The organism is Streptomyces sp. NPDC006798 (genome assembly GCF_040635975.1).
Lineage (GTDB): Bacteria > Actinomycetota > Actinomycetes > Streptomycetales > Streptomycetaceae > Streptomyces.
Genome location: NZ_JBEYIS010000004.1, coordinates 23,255 through 39,045, shown reverse-complemented (window position 1 = coordinate 39,045; position 15,791 = coordinate 23,255). Strand labels below are relative to the sequence as shown.

12 protein-coding genes and 3 tRNA genes are annotated in these 15,791 nt (G+C 72.3%); 7 read left to right on the top strand and 8 right to left on the bottom strand.

From position 1 onward, the window contains the following. Nucleotides 1-28 precede the first annotated feature (28 nt). Both ABZ714_RS03630 and ABZ714_RS03625 read right to left on the bottom strand, forming a co-directional pair. Complete coding sequence (locus ABZ714_RS03630; protein WP_358823630.1) at nt 29-610, bottom strand: TIGR03086 family metal-binding protein; 582 nt, start codon at nt 608-610, stop codon at nt 29-31. A 131-nt stretch (nt 611-741) separates the two neighbouring features. Further along, nucleotides 742-1,491 (bottom strand): ElyC/SanA/YdcF family protein, encoded by a 750-nt coding sequence (locus ABZ714_RS03625; protein WP_358823481.1) that lies wholly within the window; start codon nt 1,489-1,491, stop codon nt 742-744. Between the two features lie 295 nt (nt 1,492-1,786). Here ABZ714_RS03625 and ABZ714_RS03620 point away from each other — a divergent pair, with 295 nt between their 5' ends. From ABZ714_RS03620 to ABZ714_RS03605, 4 genes are all read left to right on the top strand, one after another. Further along, complete coding sequence (locus ABZ714_RS03620) at nt 1,787-3,253, top strand: deoxyguanosinetriphosphate triphosphohydrolase (protein ID WP_358823480.1); 1,467 nt, start codon at nt 1,787-1,789, stop codon at nt 3,251-3,253. A gap of 151 nt (nt 3,254-3,404) precedes the next feature. Beyond that, complete coding sequence (locus tag ABZ714_RS03615; protein ID WP_358823479.1) at nt 3,405-4,679, top strand: FAD-dependent oxidoreductase; 1,275 nt, start codon at nt 3,405-3,407, stop codon at nt 4,677-4,679. Between the two features lie 131 nt (nt 4,680-4,810). Beyond that, complete coding sequence (dnaG, locus tag ABZ714_RS03610) at nt 4,811-6,739, top strand: DNA primase (RefSeq protein ID WP_358823478.1); 1,929 nt, start codon at nt 4,811-4,813, stop codon at nt 6,737-6,739. 209 nt (nt 6,740-6,948) lie between these two features. Next, entirely contained in the window at nt 6,949-8,223 is a 1,275-nt protein-coding gene (locus ABZ714_RS03605; RefSeq protein ID WP_358823477.1) for a sigma-70 family RNA polymerase sigma factor, read from the top strand. A 140-nt stretch (nt 8,224-8,363) separates the two neighbouring features. Here ABZ714_RS03605 and ABZ714_RS03600 read toward each other — a convergent pair whose 3' ends face one another. The 4 genes from ABZ714_RS03600 to ABZ714_RS03585 all read right to left on the bottom strand — a co-directional run bounded on the left by ABZ714_RS03600 (nt 8,364) and on the right by ABZ714_RS03585 (nt 14,332). Continuing rightward, the gene (locus tag ABZ714_RS03600; protein WP_358823476.1) at nt 8,364-10,379 is read right to left on the bottom strand and encodes an ABC transporter ATP-binding protein; all 2,016 of its coding nucleotides are present in this window, start codon (nt 10,377-10,379) and stop codon (nt 8,364-8,366) included. Beyond that, nucleotides 10,376-12,109, bottom strand: coding sequence for an ABC transporter ATP-binding protein (locus ABZ714_RS03595; protein WP_358823475.1), 1,734 nt, complete (start codon nt 12,107-12,109; stop codon nt 10,376-10,378). The genes ABZ714_RS03600 and ABZ714_RS03595 overlap by 4 nt, the downstream gene beginning before the upstream one ends. Before the next feature lie 307 nt (nt 12,110-12,416). After that, nucleotides 12,417-13,961, bottom strand: coding sequence for an FGGY family carbohydrate kinase (locus ABZ714_RS03590; RefSeq protein WP_358823474.1), 1,545 nt, complete (start codon nt 13,959-13,961; stop codon nt 12,417-12,419). A gap of 71 nt (nt 13,962-14,032) precedes the next feature. Next, a complete protein-coding gene (locus tag ABZ714_RS03585; protein ID WP_358823473.1) occupies nt 14,033-14,332 on the bottom strand; it encodes a YtxH domain-containing protein in 300 nt (99 codons plus the stop codon). A gap of 180 nt (nt 14,333-14,512) precedes the next feature. On the opposite strand from ABZ714_RS03585, the gene ABZ714_RS03580 reads away from it, so the two are divergent. The 3 genes from ABZ714_RS03580 (at nt 14,513) to ABZ714_RS03570 (ending at nt 14,991) form a co-directional block, all read left to right on the top strand. After that, a tRNA-Asn gene (locus ABZ714_RS03580) sits at nt 14,513-14,585 on the top strand. Between the two features lie 5 nt (nt 14,586-14,590). Then, a tRNA-Asn gene (locus ABZ714_RS03575) sits at nt 14,591-14,663 on the top strand. A gap of 254 nt (nt 14,664-14,917) precedes the next feature. Continuing rightward, a tRNA-Ile gene (locus ABZ714_RS03570) sits at nt 14,918-14,991 on the top strand. Nucleotides 14,992-15,081: 90 nt separating this feature from the next. On the opposite strand, the gene ABZ714_RS03565 is transcribed toward ABZ714_RS03570, so the two are convergent. Together ABZ714_RS03565 and ABZ714_RS03560 are read right to left on the bottom strand one after the other, a co-directional pair. Continuing rightward, nucleotides 15,082-15,489, bottom strand: coding sequence for a PIN domain nuclease (locus ABZ714_RS03565; RefSeq protein ID WP_358823472.1), 408 nt, complete (start codon nt 15,487-15,489; stop codon nt 15,082-15,084). Continuing rightward, a complete protein-coding gene (locus ABZ714_RS03560) occupies nt 15,486-15,713 on the bottom strand; it encodes a type II toxin-antitoxin system VapB family antitoxin (RefSeq protein WP_358823471.1) in 228 nt (75 codons plus the stop codon). Before ABZ714_RS03560 ends, ABZ714_RS03565 begins: the two co-directional genes overlap by 4 nt. Nucleotides 15,714-15,791 lie beyond the last annotated feature (78 nt).

The window sequence follows — 15,791 nt, the reverse complement described above, 5'->3', positions numbered from 1 at the left end:
GCCCGGCCGCCGTCGCGGGTGCGGCCCGTCAGGCCCGGCGGCCCAGCAGGGCCAGCAGCCGGGTCTGATGGCCGTCGCCCGGCGGGGGCTCGATCGGCGGGGCGAACAGGCCCGTAGCCGCCAGCCGGGCCGCGTACGGCGTCACCTCGTCCAGGGCGAAGGCGACCAGGTCGTCGGGGAGCCGTTCGGGCGCGCCGATCGCCCGGGCGAGGTCCCAGGAGTGGACCACCGCGTCGGTGGTCATCTGCGCGCAGTACGCCACCGCCGGGGTCTCCCCGTACGACAGCTGTACCGTCCGTCTCAGCGCACCCGGCGCGCCGAACGCCCGCCGGGCCGCCCGCGCCGCCGCGTCCCACGCGGCGCGCGGGTCCCGGCCCAGTACATCGCCGTCGTAGGCGTCCCCGACGTCCTCGATCGTGGCGCCGTCCGTCACCAGATCGGGCACCCAGAGCTGTTCGGCGGTCAGATGGTTCACCAGCTCGCGGACGGACCACTCGCTGCACGGCGTCGGATCGTCCCACTGGTCGGGCCGTACGGCGTGGACCCGCTCCGTGAACAGCCCGAGCGCCGCGGAGTGCCGGGCCGGCAGGGTGGCCACGTCCTGTCGCATATGTGCCATGGGCCCACTGTCGCGCGGCGCCGGGTGCGCCGCGAGCCCCGGCCCCGCGTGTCGGCCTCCGGAAGCCCACCCGGCCCGGCCCGGCGCGACCGGACCCGACCGGCCGTGGTCCCGCCCGCGGCTCAGTTCCGGGCGGCCGCCAGCGCCTTCTCGATGCCCTTCTCCTCCGTACCGAGGAATCGCGGGTCCGGTTTGAACACGCTGTCCAGCGCCGCCTTGCCCGCCGCCGCCAGCTCGCGCGCCCCGCCGTAGTACCAGGTGCCGTCGTGGGGTTCCTCGACCCCCACCCCGTACGCGTCGATCCCGGCCGAACCGCAGAGCGCGAGGGCCCGGCGGATGTGGAAGCCCTGGGTGATCAGCACCGCGTCGTCCACCCCGAAGATCTTCTTGGCCCGGACACAGGAGTCCCAGGTGTCGAACCCGGCGTAGTCGCTGACGATCCGGTCGTCCGGGACGCCCTTCCCGGTCAGATAGGCCCGCATCGCGTCCGGCTCGTCGTACTCCTCCCGGCTGTTGTCGCCCGTGACCAGGACGACCCGGACCTTCCCCGCGCCGTACAGCTCGGCGGCCGTGTCGAGCCGGTGGGCGAGATACGGCGTCGGCCTGCCGTTCCACAGGCCCGCGCCGAAGACCACCGCCACATCGCGGGCCGGAACGTCCGCGACCGTACGGATCCGGTCGTCCGTGGAGAGATGGAGCCAGGTCGCCGGGGTCAGCGCCAGCACCGTACCGAGCATGGCCGTCTGGATCAGCCCGCGCTGCGCGCGCCGGGAGCGGGGGAGCCGGGGCCGCAGCGCCCGCAGCCCCGGGCGGACTGCCTCGGGCAGCCGTCCCGCCAGCCGCTCCGCCAGCCGTTTTCGTGGTCGGTCCATGCCCGGTCAGACGCGTCAGCGGCGCCTGCGGTTCTGTCGGGTCGGTCACGCCGCCGCCGTCACCCCGCGACACCGCCGCACCGGCCGGGCCCCGTACCCGGAACATCGCCATCGTCCGCCCCCTCCGTCGTCCTCCGTCGTCGAAACCCCCGGCCTCCACGCCCGGGACCCCAGGATGCGCCGGTCCGCCGGATCCCGTACGACCCTGTGGACAACCCGCCGCCCCGCCCCCCGGCCCGCACTCCGGCCCCGGCCCCGGCACCCGGCTGTCACCGCCGCCGGTTACCGTCGGGGCATGGAAGGCACGACCGGCACCACACCGAACGGGCCCGGACCCCAGGGCCCGCACCCCCACGCGTACGGGCATCCCGCCGCCCCCGGGCCCGGCGGCGCGCAGGAACACCCCGGTCACCCCAGGGACGGCCGCCCCGGCTCCTCGGGCGACGACGCCTACGGCTACGACGAGGCGGCGACCGCCCGCTGGGCGCCGGAACCGGACAAACGCCCAGGCCGGACCGCCTTCCAGCGCGACCGCGCCCGGGTGCTGCACTCCGCCGCCCTCCGCAGACTCGCCGGGAAGACCCAGGTCGTCACGCCCGGCACCCGCAACCAGGCATGGGACGCCAGCCCCCGGACCCGGCTCACCCACTCCCTCGAATGCGCCCAGGTCGGCCGGGAGCTGGGCGCCGCCCTCGGCTGCGACCCCGATCTCGTCGAGGCCGCCTGCCTCGCCCATGACCTCGGCCATCCGCCGTTCGGCCACAACGGCGAGGTCGCGCTCAACGAGGTCGCCGAGGGATGCGGCGGCTTCGAGGGCAACGCCCAGTCCCTGCGCCTGCTGACCCGGATCGAGCCCAAGCGATTCCTGGCCGCCGACGCAGTCCCCTCCGGAGCCCCGGCACCCGGCGGGGCCGGGCCCGACGGCGCCCCCGTCAGCGTCGGACTCAACCTCACCCGCGCCGCCCTCGACGCCGCCACCAAATACCCCTGGCCCCGCGGCGGCCATCCCACCGACCCCGATTCGGTCAAGTTCGGGGTCTACGAGGACGACCTGCCCGTCTTCGGCTGGATCCGCGACGGCGCGCCCCGCCACCGCCGCTGCTTCGAGGCCCAGGTCATGGACTGGTCCGACGACGTCGCCTACTCGGTCCACGACTTCGAGGACGGGCTGCACGCCGGACACATCGACCCCAATCTGCTGCTCGCCGAGCCCGAGCGGGCCGATATCCAGCGGGTCGCCCTCGGCCGCTACGTCCCCGCCGACACCGACCCCGAGGAACTGTCCGAGGCCATCGACCGGCTGCTCGACCAGGACTGGTGGCCCCATCACTACGACGGCTCCGCCCACGCCCAGGCCCGGCTCAAGGACGCCACCAGCCAGCTCATCGGCCGGTTCTGTCTCGCCGCCGAGGGCGCCACCCGCCAGCGGTACGGCACCGGGCGCCTCACCCGGTACGCCGCCGAACTGGTCGTCCCCCGAGCCACCCGCAACGAGTGCGCCGTGCTCAAGGCCGTCGCCGACCGCTATGTGATGCAGCGCGCCGAGCAGGCCGCGCTCCGCGCCGACCAGCGGATCGTCGTCGCCGAGCTGGCGGAGGCGCTGGCCCGGCGCGCGCCCGACGCACTCGACCCCCAGTTCCGGGCCCTCTTCGACGCCGCCCCCGACGACCGGGCGCGCGGTCGGGTGATTGTGGACCAGGTCGCCTCCCTCACCGACGCCTCGGCGCTGACGCTGCACGCCCAGCTCACAGCCCGGCGCTGATCCCCGACCGGCCCGGCGAGGGGGGCGGCGGCGAGACACGCCCGGGGGACTCCCTCTTCCGCCATCACGCTCCGTGCGGGACGCTCGCAGCAGACCGCGGCGCGGAGCAAGGACGGCGGCCGGTGGGACAGCAGCACAGAGGAGGCATCAAGTGGTCGACGGACAGCGGACATTCGTCATCGTCGGCGGTGGTCTCGCCGGGGCCAAGGCCGCCGAGACCCTGCGCTCGGAGGGGTTCACCGGACGGGTGATCCTCATCGGCGACGAACGCGACCACCCCTATGAACGCCCCCCGCTGTCCAAGGGCTACCTCCAGGGCAAGGACAGCCGCGACAGCGTCTTCGTCCATGAACCCGGCTGGTACGCCCAGGCCGATGTGGAGCTGCATCTCGGCCAGACCGTGGTCGCCGTCGACCGGGCGGCCAGGTCCGTACGGCTCGGCGACGGCACGGTCCTCCACTACGACAAGCTGCTGCTGGCCACCGGCGCCGAACCCCGGCGGCTCGACATCCCCGGCACCGGGCTCGCCGGGGTCCACCATCTGCGGCGCCTCGCCCACGCCGAACGGCTCCGCCAGGTACTGGCCTCCCTGGGCCGGGAGAACGGCCGGCTGGTGATCGCCGGGGCCGGCTGGATCGGCCTGGAGGTCGCCGCCGCGGCCCGCGGCTACGGCGCCGAGGTCACCGTCGTCGAGCCCGAGCCCACCGCCCTGCACCAGGTCCTCGGCCCCGAGCTGGGCCAGCTCTTCACCGACCTCCACCGCGAGCGGGGCGTCACCTTCCACTTCGGGGCCCGGCTGACCGAGATCACCGGCCAGGACGGGATGGTGCTCGCGGTCCGGACCGACGACGGCGAGGAGCACCCCGCCCACGCGGTACTCGCCGCGATCGGCGCCGCCCCGCGGACCGCGCTCGCCGAGGCCGCGGGCCTGGCCCTGGCCGACCGCGCCCACGGCGGCGGGGTCGCCGTGGACGCCGCCCTGCGCACCTCCGACCCCGATGTCTACGCGGCGGGCGATGTGGCCGCCGCCGAGCATCCGCTGCTGGACACCCGGATCCGGGTCGAGCACTGGGCCAACGCCCTCAACGGCGGCCCGGCCGCCGCCCGCTCCATGCTCGGCCGCGAGGTCGTCTACGACCGGGTGCCGTACTTCTTCTCCGACCAGTACGACCTCGGGATGGAGTACTCGGGCTGGGCGCCGCCCAGCACCTACGACCAGCTGGTGCTCCGCGGCGACGTCGGCAAACGGGAGTTCATCGCCTTCTGGCTGCGCGAGGGCCGGGTCCTCGCGGGGATGAACGTCAATGTGTGGGACGTCACCACCCCGATCCAGGCCCTGATCCGCTCGGGGGATCCGGTCGACCCCGACGCCCTCGCCGACCCGTCCGTCCCGCTGTCCGAGCTGACCGGCGAGCTGACCGGCTGACCGGAGGCACCGGCCCGGGGCCGGGCCCTCGGGCCCCCGGCCGTCGTCCGGGACCGTCCGGAACCGCCCCTTCCGGCGGTGGTCGTCCACAGGGCCCCGGGAGTGCCCCCGGGGGCCCGTAGACTTCACGCGTGGCAGGCAGGATCAACGATGACGACGTCAAGGCGGTACGGGACGCGGTCCCGATCGATTCCGTCGTGTCCGAGTACCTCCAGCTGCGGAACGCGGGCGGCGGCAATCTGAAGGGGCTCTGCCCCTTCCACGACGAGAAGTCGCCGTCGTTCCAGGTCAGCCCGAGCAAGGGACTCTTCCACTGCTTCGGCTGCCAGGAAGGCGGCGACACGATCGCCTTCGTGATGAAGATCGACCATCTGACCTTCTCCGAGACGGTCGAGCGGCTGGCCGCCAAGGCCGGGATCACCCTGCGGTACGAGGAGGGCGGCTACAACCCCTCCCACCAGCGGGGCGAGCGGATCCGGCTGATCGAGGCCCACAAGATCGCCGCGGAGTTCTACCGGGACCAGCTGGAGAACGGCGCGGAGGCCGACACCGGCCGTGCCTTCCTCGCCGAACGGGGCTTCGACCGCGAGGCCGCCGAACACTTCGCCGTCGGCTACAGCCCCCAGGGCTGGGACCATCTGACCCGCTTTCTGCGCGGCAAGGGCTTCAGCGACAAGGAGCTGATCCTCTCCGGGCTCTCCCAGGACGGCCGCCGAGGCCCCATCGACCGCTTCCGGGGCCGGCTGATGTGGCCCATCCGCGATATCGCGGGCGATGTCGTCGGCTTCGGCGCCCGCAAGCTCTACGAGACCGACAACGGCCCCAAATACCTCAACACCCCCGAGACCGGGATCTACAAGAAGTCCCAGGTGCTCTACGGCATCGACCTGGCCAAGAAGGAGATCGCCAAGACCAGCAGCGCCGTGGTCGTCGAGGGGTACACCGATGTGATGGCCTGCCATCTCGCCGGGGTCACCACCGCCATCGCCACCTGCGGTACGGCCTTCGGCGGCGACCACATCAAGATCCTCCGACGGCTGCTGATGGACAATGCCACCGCCGAAGTGATCTTCACCTTCGACGGTGACGCGGCCGGACAGAAGGCCGCCCTGCGGGCCTTCGAGGACGATCAGAAGTTCGCCGCCGAGACCTCCATCGCGATCACCCCCGGCGGGATGGACCCCTGCGAGCTGCGGCTCGCCGACGGCGACGAGGCCGTACGCAAACTGGTCGGCAGTCGGACCCCCCTGTTCGAGTTCGCCCTCCGCCATGTGGTGGAGCGCCACAATCTGGAGTCCCCGGCGGGCCGGGCCGCCGCGCTCGACGAGGCCGCGCCCATCGTCGCCGGGATCAAGAACGTCGCGATCCAGCACGAGTCCGCCGTCCAGCTCGCGGGCATGGTCGGCATCCTCGACACCCAGTTCGTGGTCAAGCGCGTCGCCCAGCTCGCCCGCTGGGCCCGGGACCGCGGCGGCCGGGGCCCGGCCGGGCCCGCCCGCCCCGGCGCCGACCGGCACGGCCCGGGGGCCGCCGCGGGAGCCTCGGGCCCTGTTTCCGGCGGACCAGCCGGACCCGCCCTCAATCTCCGCAGCCCCGCCCACCGCACCGAACGGGAGCTGCTGAAGCTCGCCCTCCAGCGCCCCGAGCTGGTCTCGCCCGCCTTCGACGCCTACGGCGCCGACGAGTTCACCGCCCCGCCGTACACGGCCGTCCGGCAGACCATCGCCGAGGCGGGCGGCGCCGAGCAGGGCACGGCCGACCCGGCCGGATATCTCGCCCTGGTCCGGGACGCCGCCGCCGACGACACTGTCCGCGCCCTGGTGACCGAGCTGGCCGTGGAGGCCATCCACTGCCGGACCATCGACGAGACCTATGCCGGGGTCCAGCTCGTGCAGGTCAGGCTGCGCGCCGTCGACCGCCGGATCGCCGAGGTCCAGGGCGGCCTCGCCCGGCTCGGCCAGGGCGCCGAGCCCGAGCGTTACGCGGCCGTACAGAACGAGCTGTGGGTGCTCCAGCAGTACGCCCAGTCCCTCCGCAACCAAGGCGCCGCCGCCCTCTGACCCGGGGCGCGGGGCCCGGCGGGGCTCCCCCTCCGGCCACTTCCCGGGCGCCGTCGAGCACCGGCCCGCCGGGTACCCGTACCCCCTCGTCCGGGGAGCCGTGAGCGCCGCGATATCGCGTGCCGGTAATCAGCCGGTCACGGAACGGACTCAGAAAATCGCCGCACGCCCCTCGTGGTGAGGATGTGCCGTACCCCACACTGGGGGCGGTGCCTGAGTCCTCGGAGCGCGGCCGGTCCACCGCCGGTGGGCCTCTCACTCCCGCGGATCCGCTCATCGTGTACGGGACGGACAGCGGCCCGGCCGCAGCCGTCCCGCTGCCGCACGCCCTCGAACCGGCAGCGATCACCCTGGAGGTCGCCCCCGTGCAGACCCAGACCCGGACCCTCACCCCCCTCACCCCCGACACCCCCGGCGGCCCGCTCGGGGACCCGGGCGAACCGCTCGCCGGCGTACCGGCGCAGCATCCGCCGTCCGGACATCCGGAGACCGTGCCCGCGAACGAGGCCGAACCGGAGGGCCCCGAAGTGCCCGACGCCGCCCGGTCCCTGGCCCGGTCCGACAACGGCGGCCCCTCGTCGGATCTCTTCCGGCAATATCTGCGGGAGATCGGCCGGATACCCCTGCTGACCGCGGCCGGGGAGGTCGAACTCGCCCGCTGTGTCGAGGCCGGACTGTTCGCCGAGGAGAAACTGGCGGGCACCCCCGATCTCAACGACTCCCCGCTCGCCGCCGACCTCGACCGGCTGGTCGTCCTCGGCCGGATGGCCAAACGGCGGCTCATCGAGGCCAATCTGCGGCTCGTGGTCTCCGTCGCCAAACGCTATGTCGGCCGCGGCCTGACCATGCTCGACCTGGTCCAGGAGGGCAATCTCGGTCTCATCCGGGCGGTCGAGAAGTTCGACTACGCCCGCGGCTACAAGTTCTCCACCTACGCCACCTGGTGGATCCGCCAGGCGATGTCCCGGGCACTCGCCGACCAGGCCCGGACCATCCGGGTCCCCGTCCATGTCGTCGAACTCATCAACCGGGTCGTCCGGGTCCAGCGCCGGATGCTCCAGGAACGCGGCTACGAACCCACCGCCGAGGAGGTCGCCGCCCATCTCGATCTGGCGCCCGAGCGGGTCGGTGAGGTGCTGCGGCTCGCCCAGGAGCCGGTCTCCCTGCACGCCCCGGTGGGGGAGGAGGACGATGTGGCGCTCGGCGACCTCATCGAGGACGGCGACGCCGCGTCCCCGGTGGAGTCCGCCGCCTTCCTGCTGCTGCGGGAGCATCTGGAGGCCGTGCTCTCCACCCTCGGCGAGCGGGAACGCAAGGTGGTCCAGCTGCGGTACGGCCTGGTCGACGGCAGGCCCCGCACCCTGGAGGAGATCGGCCGGATCTTCGGGGTGACCCGGGAGCGGATCCGCCAGATCGAGTCCAAGACCCTCAACAAGCTCCGCGACCACGCCTTCGCCGACCAGCTCAGGGGCTATCTCGACTGAGCCGCCGACCGGGACCGGCGGGCCCGCGACGACGGACGGCCCGCCCACCGGCGGGCCGCCGCGCCCCGTACCGCCGGAGCCGACGGTCGAAGCCGGCCGCCGAAGTTCGCCGCCCGCCGCGCCCCGCTCCGCCGACCCGCTCAGTCGACCTCCGCCACCGCCTGCGCGAACTGCGCCGAGTACAGCCGGGCGTACGCCCCGTCCGCCGCCAGCAGCCCGGCATGCGTCCCCTGCTCCACGATCGACCCGTTCTCCATCACCAGGATCACATCGGCGTCCCGGATCGTGGAGAGCCGGTGCGCGATCACAAAGCTCGTCCGTCCCTTCGACAGCCGGGCCATCGCCTTCTGGATCAGGACCTCGGTCCGGGTGTCCACCGAACTCGTCGCCTCGTCCAGGACCAGGATCACCGGATCCGACAGAAACGCCCGCGCGATGGTGATCAGCTGCTTCTCCCCGGCGCTGACCCCGGCCCCGTCGTCGTCGATCACGGTGTCGTACCCGTCGGGCAGGGTCCGTACGAAACGGTCGGCATGGGCCGCCCGCGCCGCCTCCTCGATCTCCGCCCGGGTCACGTCGCGCGCGGCACCGTAGGCGATGTTCTCCGCGATCGTGCCGCCGAACAGCCAGGTGTCCTGGAGGACCATCCCGATCCCGGACCGCAGTTCGTCCCGGGGCAGGGTCGCGATATCGACCCCGTCGACGGAGATCCGCCCGCCCGTGACCTCGTAGAACCGCATCAGCAGATTGACCAGGGTGGTCTTGCCCGCGCCCGTCGGGCCGACGATGGCGACCGTCTGGCCCGGCTCGACGCCCAGCGACAACTCCTCGATCAGCGGCTTGTCCTGCTCGTACCGGAACGACACCCGCTCCAGTTCGACCCGCCCGGCCGCGCGTCGTACCGCCGCCCCGACCGTCCCGACCAGCCCGTCCTTCCCGCCCCCGGGACCCGGCTCGGCCCCGGCCCCGGCCCCGTACCCGTTTCCGGACCCGGGCTTCGCCGACGGCGCCGCCGCCACGTCCGGGGTCTGCTCCTCCGCGTCCAGCAGCTCGAAGACCCGCTCCGCCGACGCCACCCCCGACTGCACCAGATTCGCCATCGACGCCACCTGCGTCAGCGGCATCGAGAACTGCCGCGAGTACTGGACGAACGCCTGGACGTCCCCGATCGACAGCGACCCGGACGCCACCCGCAGTCCGCCGACCACGGCCACCAGCACATAGTTCAGATTGGAGATGAAGAACATCAGCGGCTGCATCACCCCGCTGTGGAACTGCGCCTTGAACGCCGCCTCGTACAGCGCGTCGTTCTGCTCGGCGAACTCCCGGGCCGACTCCTCCTGCCGCCCGAAGACCTTCACCAGCGCATGACCCGTGTACATCTCCTCGACATGGGCGTTCAGCTTCCCCGTCGTCCGCCACTGCTGGACGAAGTGCGGCTGGGACCGCTTGCCCACCCGGGTCGCCACCACCACCGACACCGGCACCGTCACCAGCGCGACCAGCGCCAGCAGCGGGGAGATCCAGAACATCATCACCAGCACCCCGACGATGGTCAGCAGCGAGTTGATCAGCTGCCCCATCGTCTGCTGGAGGGTCTGGGCCACATTGTCGATGTCATTGGTGACCCGGCTGAGCACCTCGCCCCGCTTGGCCCGGTCGAAGTACGACAGCGGCAGCCGCTCCAGCTTCGTCTGGACGTCCTCCCGCATCCGGTAGACGGCCCGGTTGATCACCTTGATCGAACAACGGGTCGCCACCAGCGCCAGCAGCCCCGAGAGCAGGAACAGCACCAGCGCCACCAGCAGCACCTGACCCACCGCGGTGAAGTCGATGCCCTGCCCCGGGGTGAAGTCCACCCCCGACAGCATGTCCGCGAGCCCGTCGTCGCCCTTCGCCCGCAGCTCGGCGATCACCCCGGCCTTGTCGTCGCCCGACACGCTCCGGCCGACGACCCCGGCGAAGACCAGGTCGGTGGCCCGCCCCAGCACCCACGGCCCGACCACCGACAGCGCCACGCTCAGTACCGCGGCGCCCAGCATCGTCCACAGCAGGGCCCGGTCCGGCGCGAGCTGCCGCAGCAGCCGCCGTCCCGACCCCTTGAAGTCCATCGACCGCTCCGCCGAGCCGGCCGTCATCATGCGTGGCCCGCTCATACCGCCTCGGCCTCCGTCAGCTGGGAGAGGACGATCTCCCGGTAGGTGTCGTCGTGCGCCATCAGTTCCTCATGGGTGCCGGTCCCCACCACCCGGCCCTCGTCGAGGACGACGATCCGGTCGGCGTCCCGGATCGTCGCCACCCGCTGGGCCACGATCACCACCGTCGCGTCCGAGGTCTCCGCCGAGAGCGCCGCGCGCAGCGCCGCGTCCGTCGCGTAGTCCAGAGCCGAGAACGAGTCGTCGAAGAGATAGATCTCCGGCCGCTGGACCAGGGTCCTGGCGATCGCCAGCCGCTGCCGCTGCCCGCCGGAGACATTGGTGCCGCCCTGGGCGATCGGCGCGTCGAGTCCGGCGTCCAGTTCCCGGACGAAATCGGCGGCCTGCGCCACCTCCAGGGCCCGCCACAGCTCCTCGTCGGTGGCGTCGGGGCGGCCGTACCGCAGATTGGTCGCGATCGTGCCGGAGAAGAGGTACGGCTTCTGCGGCACCAGGCCCACCGTTCTGGCGGTCAGCGCCGGATCGAGCGACCGGACGTCCGCCCCGTCCACCAGGACGGTGCCGCCGGTGGCGTCGAAGAGCCGGGGGACCAGCCCCAGCAGGGTCGACTTGCCGCTGCCGGTGGAGCCGATGACGGCCGTGGTCTCCCCGGGCCGGGCGGTGAGGGAGACGCCCCGCAGCACCGGCTCCTCGGCGCCCGGATAACGGAACTCGACGTCCCGCAGCTCCAATTGCCCGTGCCGGTCCAGTTCACGGACCGGCTCCACGGGCGGCGCCACGCTCGACGAGGTGCCCAGCACCTCCTCGATCCGCTCGGCGCAGACCTCGGCCCTGGGCACCATCATGAACATGAAGGTGGCCATCATCACGGCCATCACGATCTGCATCAGATAGGCCAGGAAGGCGGTCAGCGCCCCGATCTCCAGCTCCCCGCTGTCGATCCGGTGGGCGCCGAACCAGACCACGGCGACCGACGACACATTGACCACGGTCAGCACGGTCGGGAACATCAGCGCCATCAGCCGCCCGGTGGCCAGCGACACATCGGTCAGCCCGGTATTGGCCGCCCGGAACCGCTCCCGCTCGTAGGCGTCCTTCACGAAGGCCCGGATCACCCGGTTGCCGGTGATCTGCTCGCGCAGTACCCGGTTCACCGTGTCCAGCCGCTCCTGCATCGTCCGGAACAGCGGGCGCATCAGGATCACGATCACCGTGACGGAGATCCCGAGCACCGGGACGACCGCCAGCAGTACCGAGGAGAGCGTGACATCCAGCCAGAGCGCCATCACGATGCCGCCGACGCACATGATCGGCGCCGAGACCATCAGGGTGAACGCCATCAGAACCAGCGTCTGCACCTGCTGGACGTCATTGGTGGTCCGGGTGATCAGCGACGGGGCGCCGAACCGGCCGACCTCCCGGGCGGAGAAGCTCTGCACCCGGTCGAAGACGGCCGCCCGTACGTCCCGGCCGAGGGCGGCGGCCGTCCGGGCGCCGTAGAACACGGCGCCGATGCTGCAGACCACCTGCGCCAGGCTGATGGCGAGCATCACCGCGCCGAGCCGGAGCACCGTACCGGTGTCCCCCTCGACCACACCGTCGTCGATGATGTCGGCGTTCAGGGTGGGCAGATAGAGCGTGGCGCTGGTCTGCAGCAGTTGCAGCAGGACCAGCAGGGCGATCGTTCGTTTGTACGGACGCAGATGGGTCCGCAGCAGTCGTATCAGCACGCGCGGTCTCTCGGGTCGGCAAGGGGACTGTCCCGGGGGCTGCGAGCAGCATGGAACCTCGACCCGACTCGAGGTCAAGACGGTCAAGACGGTTCGGTACCGGCGACGCCCCGGTCCATCTTGCGCCACCGCGCCGCCGAACCCCAGGCGATTTTCCTCAAGGCCAGGTCAAGGCCGTCCCCGCGCCCGGCCCGGCTCGGGACGGCCACTCCTGGACCGGTGTCCGACCGTGTCCGGCCCGGCCGCGCACCCGGCACGGCACGCGCCGTCCGTACGGCCCCGGACCGGTTCCGGGGCCGTCGCGGCGCTACGGCACCAGCCCGCCGAGCCCCAGATTGGCCGGACCCTGACTGTCGACGGCGTACGTCACCGCCGCACCGTTCCCGCCCAGGCCGGTCCCGCCCCCGGTGGGCGCAGCCGGGAACGCCCCCGGGTGGAGCTGGTCGCGGGTCGCCCCGTACTGCTGGCGCACCGCCTGCCCCACCGCCGCGTCCTCGCCCGGCTCCAGTACCTCCAGCGCCGCGGGCCGCCAGGCGGGCGGAGCGGCGGGTGAGAGGGTCCCCCGGGACACCCCGAGCGCCCACGCCGCCTGCCGGGCGGCGCCGATCGCCGCGTAGTCGGCGGGCTGCGGCACGACGACCTGCGCGCCCAGGATCGCGGGCGCGGCGGCCCGTACCGCGGGCAGGTCGGCGCTGGCGCCCAGCAGGAAGACCCGGCGTACCTGCACACCCCGGGCCCGCAGCACGTCCATCGCGTCGGCGAGGGAGCAGAGCATGCCCTCGAAGGCGGCGCGCGCCAGGTGCTCGGGCCGCATCGACTCCCGGCGCAGCCCGCTGAGGGTGCCCGCGGCATGCGGCAGCTCCGGGGTCCGCTCGCCCTCCAGATACGGCAGCAGCACCAGGCCGGAGGCGCCCGGCGTGGACTTCATCGCGAGATCGGAGAGGGTGCCCAGATCCTCGACGCCGAGCATTTCGGCGGTGCCGCGCAGGGCCCGTACCGCGTTGAGGGTGTGGATCACGGGGAGGTGCATCCCGGTGGCGTCGGCGTACGAGGTGATCATCCCGGCCGGATCGGCCAGGGCCTCGTGGTGTACGGCCATCACCGACCCCGAGGCGCCGAGGGAGACCACGGCGTCGCCCACGCCCACACCGAGACCGAAGGCGGCGGCCATCGTCTCGCCGGTTCCGGCGGAGATCAGCAGCCCCTCGGGGGTGGTGCCCGCGGTGTCGGCGGGGCCGAGTACCTCGGGGAGTCCGCAGGGATGGCCCAGCGCCAGCTCGACCAGATCGGAGCGGTATGTTCCGGTCGCCGCCGACCACCAGCCGGTGGCGGAGGCCCCGCCCCGGTCCGTGGTCCGCCGCTCGGGCCGCCCCAGCAGCTGCCACACCAGCCAGTCGTGCGGCTGGAGCAGGCCCGCGATCCGCCGCGCGGCCTCCGGCTCGTGCTGCGCCAGCCAGCGCAGCCGGGACACCGGCGAGGCCGCCTGCGGTACGGAGCCCACGGCCTCGGTCCACGCGTGGCGGCCCCCGAGCGCGTCGATCAGCTCGGCCGCGGCGACCTGGGCCCGCCGGTCGTTCCCCACCAGCGCCGGACGCACCGGGGCGCCCTGCTGGTCGAGCGGGACCAGGCCCTGCTGTTGTGCCGAGACCCCGATGGCCTGGACGCCTTCCAGCAGTCCGCCGGCCGCGGCCTCGCCGAGCGAGAGCAGCCACGCCTGTGGATCGACGTCGGTGGCCTTGGGATCGGCGGGGTGCTGGGCGTACCCCTGACGCACCACGGTGCCCGTGTCCGCGTCACAGACGACGACACGGCTGAAGGCGGACGAGCTGTCCAATCCGGCGACTATCCCCATGGGGGAGGATTCTGCCGCACCGGCCGGCCCGTACCACCACCCGCCACCGGATCCCGGCCGCGCGGGCCCCCTTAGGTGTTGCTGGTGCCCCAGTCGTCCTCGGCGCCCTGGCCGCGCTCCCGCAGGGACCGCACCCGCTCGGCCACCGACTCCGGCAGCCGGTCCCCGACCTTGTCGCTCACCACATGCAGGGTCTTGCCCGCCAGCCGCCGGCCGTTCTGGGCGGCGGACTCGGCGGCATTGCGCACGGCCGGGTTCTGCGACACCTCCCGGACCGACTTCCGCAGCTGCTCGTAGCGCTCGCGGCCGGCCCGCGCGCCGAGCACGTAGCCGACGCCCAGCCCGACGGCGAACGTGAGCTTGTACCGCATCGCTCTGCTCCCTTCCCTGATGTACGCCCGGTCCCCGCCCGCCTACCCGGACCGGGCCGTGATCACCCGGGACCATACCGATTGGCGGAGCACCCCCCTGCTTGCGCTAATGTATGTGTCGCAGCGAGCACACGCCCTCCGGGAAGCCTCCGGTAGGTACGTTCGGTGCACACGCAGCAATCCCCTGTAGCTCAATTGGCAGAGCAGCCGGCTGTTAACCGGCAGGTTACTGGTTCGAGTCCAGTCGGGGGAGCGCAATCCCCTGTAGCTCAATTGGCAGAGCATTCGGCTGTTAACCGGAGGGTTGCTGGTTCGAGTCCAGCCGGGGGAGCGTCAAGCGCAGAGGACCCGTCATGGGTCCTTTTCGCGTTTCCGGACCGGTCCGCCGGATCCTTCTTCCTTGTCCCGGCGAGGTGTTGGAGGAGAGTGCTCCCGAGAACCCCGTGATTTCCACTACCGCGGGGAACCGCGCAGGCCGCGGCGTAGTCTTCACCTGCGGGCAGAGCCGACCATCCGAGGCAGCAGATCGTATGACCGGCTATGCTGCGGCAGACGGCGCGCACATTTGTGCGCGACGCGCCGTTAGGGGCGGTAGCTCAGCCGGTTAGAGCAGCGGACTCATAATCCGTCGGCCGTGGGTTCGAGTCCCACCCGCCCCACCTTCGGGACGGTTACAGAACCGTTCCGACCTGGAGGGACACCACAACAGGGGACCGCCGTGCGGCGGGCCCCTGTTTGCGTTCCCCGGGTTATCTCAGATCGATCATGCGGGTCGGCTGGCCTGTCGTCCGGGCGATGGTTTCGAAGTCCCGGTCGTAGTGGAGCAGCGTCAGGCCCGACTGCTCGGCAACAGCCGCGATGAGCAGATCCACGGGCCCGGCACTTCGGTGCTCGCCCTTGGCGGTCAGTTCTTCCTGGACGACCCGGGCCCGGCGGTAGATGCCGTCCGGGACCGGGCACCAGGCGAGTTGATCCAGTTGTCGCCTGATCCTGATCCTGTCCTCGGCGGACCGGGCGGAGTACATCACTTCCAGTTCGGTCAGATCGCAGAGGGCGACCAGCCCTGCGGCGATCCGGCGATCCCAGGTTTCGGTGCACCTGCGCAGCAGGACCCTGGCGAGCGCCGAGGTGTCGATCAGATAGTCGGTGACGCTCATGAACCGTACTGTCCTCGATAGCGGCGCTTGTCGAGGAGGAGCTCCGCGTCCAGGGCGCCGTCCTCCACGAGGTCCTGGAGTTCGTGCAGCGCGCGGAGTCGCCGGTTGCGTTCGACGATCTCGCGCAGGGCTGTGTTGACTGTGTCGCGCTTGGTCGTCGTGCCGAGCTCCTCGGCTGCTGCCGCGAGGGCTTCGTCATCAAGGTCGATAACGGTTCTGCTCATGGCGACCCACCTCCGTATACATAGCGTCGTATATCAAGATACCAAGTTTTATGTATATCAGGTGGGCTGGTACGCGAC

Bases quoted from the DNA above. Each gene is read 5' to 3' on its own strand.
- ABZ714_RS03590 (WP_358823474.1), bottom strand. From the start codon at position 13,961: ATGGGGATAGTCGCCGGATTGGACAGCTCGTCCGCCTTCAGCCGTGTC.
- ABZ714_RS03565 (WP_358823472.1), bottom strand. From the start codon at position 15,489: ATGAGCGTCACCGACTATCTGATCGACACCTCGGCGCTCGCCAGGGTC.
- ABZ714_RS03560 (WP_358823471.1), bottom strand. From the start codon at position 15,713: ATGAGCAGAACCGTTATCGACCTTGATGACGAAGCCCTCGCGGCAGCA.
- ABZ714_RS03620 (WP_358823480.1), top strand. From the start codon at position 1,787: ATGGAAGGCACGACCGGCACCACACCGAACGGGCCCGGACCCCAGGGC.
- ABZ714_RS03630 (WP_358823630.1), bottom strand. From the start codon at position 610: ATGCGACAGGACGTGGCCACCCTGCCGGCCCGGCACTCCGCGGCGCTC.
- ABZ714_RS03600 (WP_358823476.1), bottom strand. From the start codon at position 10,379: ATGAGCGGGCCACGCATGATGACGGCCGGCTCGGCGGAGCGGTCGATG.
- ABZ714_RS03625 (WP_358823481.1), bottom strand. From the start codon at position 1,491: ATGGACCGACCACGAAAACGGCTGGCGGAGCGGCTGGCGGGACGGCTG.
- ABZ714_RS03585 (WP_358823473.1), bottom strand. From the start codon at position 14,332: ATGCGGTACAAGCTCACGTTCGCCGTCGGGCTGGGCGTCGGCTACGTG.